Annotated in this window: 11 protein-coding genes; 7 read left to right on the top strand and 4 right to left on the bottom strand. The window is 33.4% G+C overall.

Features of this window, described 5'->3' with window-relative positions:
• Positions 1-66: 66 nt before the first annotated feature.
• The 3 genes from ilvD to ACNQF6_RS10260 all read right to left on the bottom strand — a co-directional run bounded on the left by ilvD (position 67) and on the right by ACNQF6_RS10260 (position 4136).
• Positions 67-1740 (bottom strand): dihydroxy-acid dehydratase, encoded by a 1674-nt coding sequence (gene ilvD, locus ACNQF6_RS10270; RefSeq protein ID WP_417965584.1) that lies wholly within the window; start codon positions 1738-1740, stop codon positions 67-69.
• Positions 1741-1806: 66 nt separating this feature from the next.
• Complete coding sequence (gene leuB, locus ACNQF6_RS10265) at positions 1807-2922, bottom strand: 3-isopropylmalate dehydrogenase (RefSeq protein ID WP_417965582.1); 1116 nt, start codon at positions 2920-2922, stop codon at positions 1807-1809.
• A gap of 38 nt (positions 2923-2960) precedes the next feature.
• The gene (locus ACNQF6_RS10260) at positions 2961-4136 is read right to left on the bottom strand and encodes a 2-isopropylmalate synthase (protein ID WP_417965580.1); all 1176 of its coding nucleotides are present in this window, start codon (positions 4134-4136) and stop codon (positions 2961-2963) included.
• A 154-nt stretch (positions 4137-4290) separates the two neighbouring features.
• On the opposite strand from ACNQF6_RS10260, the gene ACNQF6_RS10255 reads away from it, so the two are divergent.
• Entirely contained in the window at positions 4291-5835 is a 1545-nt protein-coding gene (locus ACNQF6_RS10255; RefSeq protein WP_417965578.1) for a hypothetical protein, read from the top strand.
• Between the two features lie 322 nt (positions 5836-6157).
• Here ACNQF6_RS10255 and ACNQF6_RS10250 read toward each other — a convergent pair whose 3' ends face one another.
• A complete protein-coding gene (locus tag ACNQF6_RS10250; protein WP_417965576.1) occupies positions 6158-8134 on the bottom strand; it encodes an alpha-ketoacid dehydrogenase subunit alpha/beta in 1977 nt (658 codons plus the stop codon).
• Between the two features lie 171 nt (positions 8135-8305).
• Between ACNQF6_RS10250 and ACNQF6_RS10245 the strand changes: the two genes are divergently transcribed.
• The 6 genes from ACNQF6_RS10245 to ACNQF6_RS10220 all read left to right on the top strand — a co-directional run bounded on the left by ACNQF6_RS10245 (position 8306) and on the right by ACNQF6_RS10220 (position 13386).
• Positions 8306-9256, top strand: coding sequence for an isopenicillin N synthase family dioxygenase (locus ACNQF6_RS10245; protein ID WP_417965573.1), 951 nt, complete (start codon positions 8306-8308; stop codon positions 9254-9256).
• 147 nt (positions 9257-9403) lie between these two features.
• On the top strand, positions 9404-9733 hold the full coding sequence (locus ACNQF6_RS10240; RefSeq protein WP_121342010.1) for a translation initiation factor: 330 nt from the start codon (positions 9404-9406) through the stop codon (positions 9731-9733).
• Positions 9734-9804: 71 nt separating this feature from the next.
• Positions 9805-10674, top strand: coding sequence for a nucleoside phosphorylase (locus ACNQF6_RS10235; protein ID WP_417965571.1), 870 nt, complete (start codon positions 9805-9807; stop codon positions 10672-10674).
• A 94-nt stretch (positions 10675-10768) separates the two neighbouring features.
• On the top strand, positions 10769-11893 hold the full coding sequence (locus ACNQF6_RS10230; protein ID WP_417965569.1) for an SDR family oxidoreductase: 1125 nt from the start codon (positions 10769-10771) through the stop codon (positions 11891-11893).
• A 114-nt stretch (positions 11894-12007) separates the two neighbouring features.
• Complete coding sequence (locus tag ACNQF6_RS10225) at positions 12008-12535, top strand: GNAT family N-acetyltransferase (RefSeq protein ID WP_417965567.1); 528 nt, start codon at positions 12008-12010, stop codon at positions 12533-12535.
• The gene (locus ACNQF6_RS10220; protein WP_417965565.1) at positions 12535-13386 is read left to right on the top strand and encodes a substrate-binding domain-containing protein; all 852 of its coding nucleotides are present in this window, start codon (positions 12535-12537) and stop codon (positions 13384-13386) included. Before ACNQF6_RS10225 ends, ACNQF6_RS10220 begins: the two co-directional genes overlap by 1 nt.

The raw sequence follows: 13386 nt of genomic DNA, 5'->3' as shown, positions 1-13386 counted from the left end.
TATTATTTTTTAGAATTAGAAACATCTATTTAAAATATCTTATTTCTATCTCTTCTTTTTTGAAAATTATTTATCGGTTACACATCCTTCAGAGGCACTTGTGACCGAACGAATATATTTAAGTAACACTCCTTGTTTAATTGGTGATTCTGGTTTTTTCCAATTGGCTTTACGTTTTGCAAATTCTTCGTCAGATATTTTCATATTAATGGTGTTTTTTACAGCATCAATTGAAATCACATCTCCGTTTTCTATTAAAGCAATTCCTCCGCCTTCATAAGCTTCTGGAGTAACATGTCCTACTACAAAACCGTGAGAACCTCCAGAAAATCGTCCGTCAGTAATTAAAGCGACTGTACTTCCTAAGCCAGCTCCCATAATTGCAGATGTTGGTTTAAGCATTTCAGGCATACCTGGACCTCCTTTTGGACCACAGTAACGAATAATAACCACATTTCCTGGTTTTACTTCTCCTCCTCTAATCCCTTTAATCACATCGTGTTCGTTTTCAAAAACTACTGCAGTACCTTCAAAAAACTCCCCTTCTTTACCGCTAATTTTAGCCACACACCCTTCTGAAGCAATGTTTCCATATAAAATTTGAATATTTCCAGTAGCTTTTAATGCTTTTTGGATTTCATGAATCACTTGTTGTCCATCATTCAAATCAGGAACAGAAGCTAAGTTTTCAGCAATTGTTTTTCCGGTTACCGTTAAACAATCTCCATGTAAGAAACCTTCTTTCAATAAATATTTCATTACTCCTGGAACTCCACCTACATTATGTAAGTCTTCCATTAAGTATTTACCGCTTGGTTTCAAGTCAGCAAGTAATGGAGTTTTATCACTAATATCTTGGAAATCTTTTAAGGTAAGATCAACACCTACTGAATGTGCCATTGCAATTAAGTGCATAACCGCATTCGTAGAACCTCCTAAGACAGCCACGATTGTAATCGCATTTTCGAATGCTTTACGAGTCATAATGTCTCTAGGCTTGATGTCTTTTTCCAATAATATTCTGATGGCTTTACCAGCATCAGCACATTCTTGTTTTTTTTCTGGACTCAAAGCAGGATTAGAAGAACTGTAAGGTAAACTCATTCCTAAAGCTTCAATAGCTGATGACATGGTGTTAGCTGTATACATTCCACCGCAAGCACCGGCACCTGGACAAGCATTTTGAATCACACCTTTAAAATCTTCAGGTGTAATAGTGTTATTGAATTTTTTTCCTAATGCTTCAAAAGCAGAAACAATATTCAAATCCTCACCTTTCCATTTTCCTGGGTGAATAGATCCTCCATAAACCATAATAGAAGGACGATTGACTCTACCCATAGCCATTAGCGCTCCTGGCATATTTTTATCACAACCTGGAACAGCAATCATTCCATCATACCATTGTGCACCCATAACCGTTTCAATAGAATCTGCAATTACATCACGGGAAACTAAAGAAAAACGCATTCCATCATTACCATTTGAAATTCCATCACTGACACCAATAGTATTAAAAATCAAACCAACTAAATCTACTGCCCAGACGCCAGTCTTAATATCTTTAGCCAAATCGTTTAAGTGCATATTACAAGGGTTTCCATCGTAACCCATACTCACAATTCCTATTTGCGCTTTTTTAAGATCTTCTTCAGTTAATCCAATTCCGTACAACATGGCCTGAGAAGCTGGTTGTGTTTCATCTTGCGTGATTATTTTGCTGTATTTATTTAATTCCATTATTATGTTAGTTTGTAGGTATTATGTTTTTCTGAAAAATTATAGGTACCATCAATTATTTATTTTTTAAACTATGGTCGATTGGCCTATGTAGACATTGTCACTTTTAAAATATAAGTCGTCTTTGCTTAGAATATAATTCGAAACAAAATCTCCCACTTCATTAGTGCCAAATTTTGAATACGGATTTAAGTCGGCAGTGACGACATTTAATTCGATTGCTTTATGAACCGCTTCGTATACTTTTTGCGATTCGATATGAAGACCAAAATGTTCCAAAAGCATTGCTGCTGATACTATTGAAGCAATAGGATTAGCAATATTTTTTCTTTTAGCTTCTGGATAAGATCCATGAATAGGCTCAAAAAGTGCATTTGAATTTCCTAAAGATGCGGATGGTAATAATCCAATTGAACCTGTAATTACACTTGCTTCATCCGATAAAATATCACCAAATAAGTTTTCGGTCAAAATGACATCAAATTGCTTTGGATTAATGATGATTTGCATTGCAGCATTATCCACCAAAAGAAATTCTAGAGTTACATCAGGATATCCCTCAGCAATTTCTGTTACTACTTTTCTCCACAATCTTGACGTTTCAAGAATACTGGCTTTGTCTACCAAAGTCAATTTCTTTTTTCTTTTTTGTGCAGTTCTAAAAGCCAAATGACTGATGCGAATAATTTCTTCTTCGGAATACTCGCATAAATCAGAAGCTAAAGTGCCTTGTTCGTTAATCTTTTTTTCACTGAAATAAGATCCTCCAGAAATTTCTCTGAAAATTATAAAATCAGCCCCTTCAATTATTTTTCTTTTCAAAGGAGATAAATCTAATAGGTCATTATATGGTTTGATAGGTCTTATATTAGCATACAATCCTAGTGCTTGTCTCAATTTTAGCAACCCTTGTATAGGTAGTGATTTTGAATCTGATTGGGTATCATATTTTGAATCATCAACTGCTCCAAACAATATAGCATCTGTATTCAAACAAAGGTTCAATGTTTGTTTCGGCAAAGGATTTCCTGTTTTTTCAATAGCAACAGCACCTATAAGGGCATCTTCAAAAACAAACTCATGATCAAAAACAACACCTATTGCATACAATGCTTTTTTTGCTTGTAAGATTACCTCCGGACCTATCCCGTCTCCTGAAAGTACTGCTATTTTTAAGTTCATAATAGTAGGATTTAGATTTTATTAGAAATCAAAATATTTTAGTTAAGGATTAATTCCTTATTCATTTTACAAGCTTCAATTATTTGATGAATATCATCATCAAGCACTTCTTTTTTAATGTCAGCAAACTTTAAAAACTCCACATAAACAACATCTAATTGTACTTTTGTTAGTTCATAACCTACTTTTTTTGCTCTATAGGCCAATGCTGCTCTACCACTTCTGGCCGTAAGAACTATGGATGATTCATTTACACCTACTTCTAAAGGGTCCATGATTTCATAAGTCGCTCTATTTTTTATCACACCATCTTGATGAATTCCGGAGCTGTGTGCAAAAGCATTAGCACCAACAATCGCTTTATTAGGTTGCACCATCATTCCCATACTTTCAGAAACCAATCGGCTCATTTCATTTAGTTGACGAGTATTGATATTCGTATCTAAATTCAAATATGGATGTTGTTTGAAAATCATCACTACTTCTTCAAGAGCAGTATTTCCAGCTCTTTCACCTATTCCATTTATCGTACATTCTATTTGTCTCGCTCCATTTACTGCTCCTGCAATTGAATTAGCTGTAGCCATTCCTAAATCATTATGACAATGACAAGACAAGATTACGTTTTCAATCCCTTTTACGTTTTCTTTTAAATACTTAATTTTTGCACCATATTCCTCCGGTAAACAATACCCTGTTGTATCTGGAATATTAAGTACGGTAGCACCTGATTTTATTACTTCTTCGCAGACTCGAGCCAAAAATTCATTGTCCGTTCTACCAGCATCTTCAGCATAAAACTCTACATCTTCCACATATGATTTAGCATGTGAAACGGCAAATTTTGCTCTTGCAATAATATCTTCTCTAGTTGTGTTTAGCTTGTGTATTATGTGCGAATCAGAAGTTCCAATTCCAGTATGTATACGAGGTCTTTTTGCATGTTTTAAAGCTTCTGCAGCAACATCAATATCATTTTTCACTGCTCTTGTTAATCCACAGACAACTGCATTTTTAATAACTTTACTTATTTCTGAAACAGATAAAAAATCACCTGGACTAGAAACAGGAAAACCAGCTTCTATAATGTCAACACCCATTTCGTCCAGTCGATTTGCAATAACTAGTTTTTGATTGGTATCTAATTTACATCCTGGGACCTGTTCGCCATCTCTTAAAGTGGTATCAAAAATTTGAACTTTCTCTCTATTCATTTTCATTTATTTAATGTAATTTCACATCTTGATAACAAAAATATCTTTCATTACTTTATTATAAAACTCAATTTAATGAAATATACTGCTTATAAAACAAATAATAACTTTGTAAGCGACTGAAAAACAAAATATTAAGCTACTATATTTTACAATGGCTAACCATCAAAAAGATTTCTTATTTGTATTAATAAAATCGCTTTCAAAATCTGAAAAAAGACAATTTAAGATTTTTGCAAGCCGATTAGAAACTAGTTCTAATACAAAATTCATCGAATTATTCAATATTTTAGACAAATCAGAAGTCTATGATGAGAAACTTATTCTGAAAAGCGGTATCATTAAAAAAGTACAATTATCGAATCTAAAATCATATTTGTACAAACAAATTTTAGTGAGCATACGATTGAATATTCCCAGTCAAAACATTCGATATCAGCTTAGAGAACAAATTGATTTTGCTGCGATATTATACAATAAAGGGTTGTACAAGCAAAGTTTAAAAATCTTGGATAAAACAAAAATTTTAGCTTTGGAGAATGACGAAAAACTCATGGCATATGAAATTGTGGAATTCGAAAAACTTATTGAATCACAATACATAACCCGAAGTATTCAAGGACGTGCTGACGAATTGGTCATTCAGGCAAAAGAATTAAATTATCGCAATACAATTTCCAGTAAATTATCTAATTTATCCCTACAACTGTATGGTATAATGCTTAAAACCGGTTATGTTAAAAGTGACGAAGAATACAAATATATAGACGATTATTTCCATAAGCATATTTCTAAATTTGATGAGAAAAAATTCGGATTTAGGGAAAAATACTGGTTTTATAACGCCAATCTTTGGAGAAGTTTTCTGGTGCAAGATTTCCTTTCTTGCTATAAATATTCTTTAAAATGGGTGGCTCTGTTTTATGATAATCCAAGCATGATTCATTTAAATCCTGTATTTTTCCTAAAGGGAAACCATTATTTATTAGAATCTTTATACATGTTGAAATACAAATCAAAATTCAAAAAGTATTTAGAACTTTTAGAAGATACGATTAAAGATTCTCATTTCCCGGTAAATGATAACATTGCGTCATTATCATTTTTATATGTCTATAATAATAAATTGAATTACCATATTCTGGAAGGTACTTTTGCAGAAAGCGAATACTTAATTCCTGAAGTATTAAATAAATTAAAAATTCACACGGACCATCTTGATGAACATCACGAAATGTTGTTCTATTATAAATTTGCGTCAATTTATTTTGGGAACGAAAAATATGCGGAGTGTATTTTTTATTTAGAAAAAATCATAAACAACAAAAATCTTTCGATGCGAGAAGATTTGATGTGTTTTGCCAGAATACTCTGTTTGATTGCGCATTATGAATTAGGTAAAGATTATTATCTGGAAAATCAGTTGAAAAACACTTATAAATTCCTTATCAAAATGAATGATTTACATGAAGTGCAAAAAGAAATCATTAAGTTTATGAAGAATTTAAACTCCATTTATCCTACAGATATCAAAAAAGAGTTTTTAAAAATGAGAGCGCGCTTTATAGAATTGGAAACAAATACGTACGAAAAAAGAGCTTTCCTCTATTTGGATATTATTTCTTGGCTCGAAAGCAAAATTGAAAATCGAAAAATCAGTGATATTCTTAAGGAGAAAGCAAAATTAATCAATCGATAAGATTTTGATTTTTTAAAAATACAATTTCTTTAAACTAAATTTTATAATAAAATAATATCTCTCAAAGAATTAACTCTAAGTAATAAAATATTTCTAGAATTAAACTTAAGGACTACTTTAATAAAATATTCATTACCTTTAAGGAATACTTAAATTTTTAAAATTATGAATGGATTTTTTAAAACAATACTTGCAGGTTACGGTGCGAAAAAATTAGGTGGAGGCTGTTTTGGCACAATTCTTATTTTTATAATTATCTATTGGATATTAGGTTATTTTTAGAATTAAAACACTAAAAATAACCTAATCATAATTCTAACTATCAGTATGCCAAGAGTTCTTTAAGATCATTTTCAAATCTACCTTTTGGCAAATATTGATCTTCTAATGCTTTTGTAAACGGAATTGGCGAGTCTAAACTTGCCACACGTTTTACTGGTGCATCAAGATATTTGAAACAGTTTTCCATTATCATAGCCGATATATCACTTGCAACTCCTCCAAACATGCTGTCTTCCTGATAAATAATTACTCTTCCCGTTTTCTTTACCGATGCGAAAATAGCTTCGGTATCCAAAGGTTGTAAAGTTCTCAAATCCAACAAATCAGCCGAAATTTCAGGATTTTTTGTTAAAGTTTCCAAAGCCCAATGCACTGCTGCTCCAAACGAAATAATTGTAACATCATTTCCTTCTTTCAATAAAGCCGCTTTTCCTAATGGAATTGTATAATATTCTTTTGGAACATCTTGGTAAACGCTTCTGTACAATTGCTTGTGTTCAAAAAACAATACAGGATTCGGGTCGTTTATGGAAGTATTCAACAATCCTTTTGCATCATAAGGAAATGCTGGGTAAACCACTTTTAAACCTGGTGTTTTGGTAAACCAAGCTTCATTAGTTTGCGAATGAAAAGGTCCCGCTTGGGTTCCTCCACCACAAGGCATTCGGACTACAACATCTGCTTTTTCTAACCATCGGTAATGTGATTTGGCCAATAAATTGACAATTGGATTGAAACCTGTCGAAACAAAATCAGCAAACTGCATTTCCACAATCGCTTTATACCCATTAATCGATAATCCCATTCCTGCCGAAACTACTGCACTTTCACAAATGGGCGTATTGATAACACGTTCTTTACCAAACTGCGCTACAAAACCATCAGTGATTTTGAAAGCACCGCCATATTCAGCGATATCCTGACCCATGATTACGGAGTTTTCATGGCGTTCCATTGATTGTCTCAAACTGGCCGAAATCGCATCTATAAAACGAATATTTTCTTTTTCTTCTGAAGGTTTAACTTGTTCAAATACATACGGTTTGTAAACATCATTTAGCTCTTCACTTAAAGAGGCTTCAATTTCTGGTTCAGCATTGGCAATAGCCAGACTTTCATCGATATCATTCTTTATTTCAGCATGTAAAGCCGCATCAAAATCAGCTGTAAGAACTCCGTTTTCTGCTAAATACTTTCTATAATTTTCTACGGGATCTTTAATCGCCCACATATCCATTAACTCTTGCGGAACATATTTGGTTCCACTCGCCTCTTCGTGCCCGCGCATTCTGAAGGTTTTGAATTCCAATAAAACAGGACGTGGATTTTCTATCATCGAAGCTTTCAATTCAGATAATAAATTAAATACTTCAAGAATATTGTTCCCGTCTATAATATGACTCTCTATTCCGTAACCAATCCCTTTATCGGCCAAGTTTTCACAACGGTATTGCTCGTTTGTAGGAGTTGACAATCCATAACCATTATTTTCGATGACAAATAGCACCGGTAATTCCCAAACAGAAGCAATATTCAACGCTTCATGAAAATCGCCTTCACTTGTTGCTCCTTCGCCAGTAAAAACTGCGGTTACTTTTCCGTTTTTCTTTAGTTTATTGGCTAAAGCAATTCCGTCAGCTACGCCCAATTGCGGACCTAAATGCGATATCATTCCAATAATCTTGTATTGTTGTGTTCCAAAGTGAAAACTGCGATCACGACCTTTAGTAAAACCATTAGCTTTACCTTGCCATTGCGAAAAAAGGCGGTACAACGGAATGTCTCTTCCGGTGAAAACACCAAGATTTCTGTGCATTGGCAAAATGTATTCATCTGAATCTAAAACTGCTGTTACTCCAACAGAAATAGCTTCTTGACCAATTCCGGAAAACCATTTGGACACCTTTCCTTGACGAATAAGAATCAACATTTTTTCTTCTATCAGTCTTGGCTTGAGGATTCTTTTATATAAATCTAATAATTGATTGTCAGTAAGATTTTTTCTATCGAAGATCATTTTTACGGTTTTTTTGTATGGTTCAAAGATAAAAAAATATAACAGTTTAGCATTATTTTGTTATATTTTTTTATATTGTTTATAAGTTTTAAAATTCAAATATAAAATTATTCTTTACATTTGTATGTGCAAGGTTTTAAACCTTCAAGTTATTAAAAAATATTTAAAAGTATGCAAAACATTCCTAGTGTTGACTTGCGTGATTTCCTTTCGGACGACCCGAAACGTAAACAAAAATTTGTAAATGAAATCGGAAGTGCATTTGAAGATATTGGCTTCGTAGCACTCAAAGGGCATTTTTTAAACGACCAACTGGTTGATGAATTGTATGGTGAAATCAGAAATTTTTTCTCTCTACCTTTAGAAACAAAACACAGTTATGAAATCCCTGGAATTGGCGGACAAAGAGGCTATGTTTCTTTTGGGACAGAGCATGCCAAAGGCAGAAAAGAAGGTGATTTGAAGGAGTTTTGGCATTTTGGACAATACGTGTCTGAAGATTCAAAATACGCTTCAGAATACCCTGAAAACGTTGCAGTAAATGAACTTCCCCGTTTTAATGTTGTAGGTAAGGAAGCCTACCAAATGCTGGAAAAAACAGGAGTTTATGTTTTAAGAGCTTTAGCTTTACACCTTGGTTTAGATGAATTTTATTTTGACCAGTATGCCAAGGACGGAAATTCAATCTTAAGGCCTATTCATTATCCACCGATTACTTCTGAACCAGCAAACGCTATTCGTGCTGCTGCTCACGGTGATATCAATTTGATTACTTTATTGATGGGTGCGCAAGGAAAAGGATTGCAAGTGCAAAATCACGAAGGAGAATGGATTGATGCCATTGCTGAACCGGATGAATTAGTTATTAATGTGGGCGATATGTTATCGCGTCATACCAATAACAAATTGAAATCTACTATTCATCAAGTGGTAAACCCACCAAGAGAATTATGGGGAACTTCACGTTATTCTATTCCGTTTTTTATGCATCCGGTGAGTGATATGAAATTGGATTGTTTGGAAAGCTGTATTGATGCAGAACATCCAAAAAAATTCGAAGATATTACTGCAGGAGCTTATTTATACGAGCGTTTAGTAGATTTAGGGCTTATTAAAAAATAATTCATAATTTTATAGTTCAAGAAAGACATCGAGTTTGCTTGATGTCTTTTTGTTTTTTTACCATTAAGAAATTAAGGTAGATTAAGAGCAGTGAAACTTAATTTTCTTAACTTCTTAATGGTTTAATAATTAATTAATTTTTAAAACATGGACTTACAAGACCAATTAAAAAACCTTTTTCCAGATCACGAACCATCTCCTGAAGATCCAATTGAAGAAGTGGCTCACGAATTATACGTTCAAAAAGAACCTATGATTTGTAAATTCGAAAAACGAAAAGGAAAAGCGACTACCATAATTGAAGGATATGAAGGTACTGACGAGGATTTTAAAATTCTTGCCAAGGAAATCAAAACCAAATTAAGTGTTGGTGGAACTTTCAAAGATGACTCCATTATCATTCAAGGAGATTATCGTGATAAAATAATGACTATTTTAAAAGAAAAAGGATTTAAAGTAAAACGTGTTGGAGGGTAAAAAGTATTCAGTGTTCAGTTATTAGTATTCAGTTGAGCAACTTGAAACCTTAAACATTAAACAAAAAAATAATGATACAATCATCAGAATTAATATTAAATCCAGACGGTAGCGTATACCATTTGAATTTAAAACCAGAACATATTGCACACGATATCATCTTTGTGGGAGATCAAAATCGCGTGGAGAAAATCACTCAATTTTTTGACAGCATTGAATTTTCGACTCAAAAAAGAGAATTCAAAACCCAAACTGGGATTTTCAAGGGTAAACGAATTACCGTAATGTCAACAGGAATTGGTCCTGACAACATTGATATCGTCATCAACGAACTGGATGCTTTGGTCAATATTGATTTGAAAACACGTCAGCCAAAAGAAAATTTAACTTCACTGAACATCATCCGTATTGGAACTTCGGGTTCTTTACAAGCCGATATTCCTGTGGATAGTTTTGTGATGTCAAAATTTGGATTAGGACTGGATAACATGCTACGCTCCTATTTGATTGACGAATTTTCTAATCTTGAAATGGAAGATGCTTTTGTAAAACACACCAATTGGGATTTACGAAAAGGAAAACCATACGTAATTGCTTGTTCCGAAAAACTGGAGAAAATGATAGAAAGCAATAAGATGCATAAAGGAATTACCGCAACTGCCGGTGGTTTTTATGGTCCTCAAGGTCGCGTTTTGCGTTTGAATATTCAAGATGAAGCACTAAATTCTAAAATGGATAATTTTAAATTTGGTGACAACCAAATTACAAACTTAGAAATGGAAACGGCAGCTATTTATGGACTTTCGGCGCTTTTAGGACATAACGCATTGTCGTTGAACGCTATCATTGCCAATCGTGCTTCGGGAACATTTAGTGAAGATCCATACAAAGCCGTTGATGAATTGATTGCGTATACTTTAGAAAAAATAGCTTTAGGATAGCGAAATTAATTTTCAAAACCGTACCCATTTGTAGTTTTAAAAAAGTGCTCTTTAATTTTTTTAAAACTACATTTGTTTTTAGAACAAAACGATAATGAAAATAATACTTACAGGTGCTACAGGAGTTTTAGGATCTCATATTATGTATGAAATTCTGGAGCTTTTCATCAACACTAAAATTGATGGAAAACTATTTATTATTGCACGAAATAAAGGAAAGAACTCCGCTTTAGATCGAATAAACGAACTCTTATCCAGTAGTTATACACCTAAAATCATAAAAGAAAAAGGAATCGCAAAACTGCACGAATACATTGAAATCATTGATACCGATTTGGCTGTAATTCAAGATACTTTTTCAAGTCAAATAAAAGGTGCTTATTTTATCCATTCGGCGGGATTCGTAAATTTATCTACCGATGAAGAACAACGCGAAAAGATTTTTGAAGAAAATACCAAAATCACAAAATCCCTTTTCAATCTATTTCATCCTTTTATAAAAAAGTTCATTTACATTGGAACTGCTTTTTCATCTGGAAACCGAAAAGGATTAATTGACAATGATTTTCATAGTTTAGGATTCAAACCGGAGCACCGCAATGCGTATGAAAATGCCAAATTCCATTCAGAAAATTTTATAGCACAAGAATGTAAAAAAATAGGCTTGCCCTTTCAAATTCTTCGCCCAAGTGTGATTGGAGGCAAAATGTTGGGGAACGAAAACCAGTATTTTATTTCGAAATATATGGTTTTTTATCTTTTGGCTAAATTCTTTCACTTCACTTCCCAACGAAAAGGAGATCAAGAAAATGTGCGTTTTATAGTCAATGAAGACACCGTTCTGAACATTATTCCTGTCGATTATGTGGCAAAAGTGATTGTAAATACATTCGAAAGAGAAGATATTGAACAGCTTAATATTGTACATCATAAAAGTTTCAATATGGTAAATGGATTGCAGTTAATTATGAAGGAAGTTGGTTATACCAATTTTACCTTAATACAAAATCCATTAGACTTCAAATACAAAAACACTATCGAAAAATTGTATTATGAAAGTATTGGCAAACATTTAAACCCTTATTTTACAACAGCTGCCAATGAATACGACACTACTTTGTTGAATTCCATTCTTGAAATACCAAAACTGGACCAGGAGGCATTCACCAATATGATTCGGTATGCGAGATTGAATAACTTTAAAGATATTAATGTGTAATTTTAGGAGCTATTTCCCGCTATACGTTGCAATCTTTTCCTTTTTAAAGAAAAAAGGAAAAGGATTTTCACTGCTATCAGGGCTAAATCGTGAACCATCAAATTTTAGTAAAACATGAATCTTATTTTAGAAACCGACCGATTAATTTTAAGAGAAATGCTAGTTTCAGATGCCGAAGCATTATTTGAAATGGACAGCAATCCTAATGTACATCAATATCTTTGGAACAAACCATTGACAGATATAAGCGAGGTACATGCCTATATCAAGCTTGTTAGAGAACAATACATCCAAAATAACATTGGACGATTTGTGGTTATTTTGAAAGAAACAAATGAATTAATTGGTTGGGCCGGATTAAAATACAACACTGAAATGGTGAATAATAAAATTCATTTCTACGACATTGGATATCGGTTAAACGAAAAATTCTGGGGCAAAGGATATGCAAGTGAAGCCAGTTTTGCTTGGCTGGATTATGGTTTTAATGTAATGAATATCAAAATTATGGAAGCCGCAGCGCATACTGCCAATATCGCATCAAACAGAATATTGCAAAAAATTGGACTGGAAATGACCGAACAATACTTGGAGGAGGGCGTTTCTTGGAATTGGTACGAATTAAAAAATCCTAACCTATAATGAAAACAATAAAAATAGCGGGTGTTCCGGAACATTTCAATCTTCCCTGGCATTTATCAATAGAAAATGGAGATTTCGAAAAAGAAAATATCGATTTGCAATGGACTGACGTTCCTGAAGGAACCGGAAAAATGTGTCAAATGCTGCGTGATGGCGAAACAGATATTGCCGTAATCCTAACGGAAGGAATCGTAAAAGATATTGTTGCCGGAAACCCGAGTAAAATAGTTCAGGTTTATGTTGAAAGCCCATTAATTTGGGGGATTCACGTAGCAGCAAAATCAAATTACAAGACATTGGCTGACATAGAAAACACCAAAGTGGCGATTTCCAGATTAGGTTCCGGTTCGCAATTAATGGCGTATGTAAATGCTGATAATCAAGGTTGGAAAACAGATAATCTTCAGTTTGAAATTATAAATACCATTGATGGTGCTGTTGAAGCTTTGACAAATGAAACCGCCGATTATTTTATGTGGGAGCGTTTCATGACAAAACCACTTGTTGACAAAGGCATTTTCAGAAGAATTGCTGATTGCCCTACTCCTTGGCCTTGTTTTGTAATTGCGGTTCGTGAGGAAGTTTTGGAAAAAAATCCAGTCCTTATTTCAAAAACTCTTGCAATCATTAATCAAATTACACAGGAATTCAAAGATATCCCAAGTATTGATAAAACGTTGGCTTCAAATTACCATCAAAAAATTGAAGATATTCAAGAATGGTTATCGTTAACAAAATGGTCACAAAAACCATTATCAGCAGAAATGTTAAACAAAGTTCAAAATCAACTTTTTCAACTTAAAATTATCGAGAAAAAAGGTACTTTTGAGGATATTGTAAAAACAGTCTAG

It is taken from the genome of Flavobacterium pasteuri, from assembly GCF_048286615.1.
GTDB lineage: Bacteria > Bacteroidota > Bacteroidia > Flavobacteriales > Flavobacteriaceae > Flavobacterium.
The sequence above is the reverse complement of the archived record's forward strand: the minus strand, read 5'-3'. Positions and strand labels throughout refer to the sequence as shown.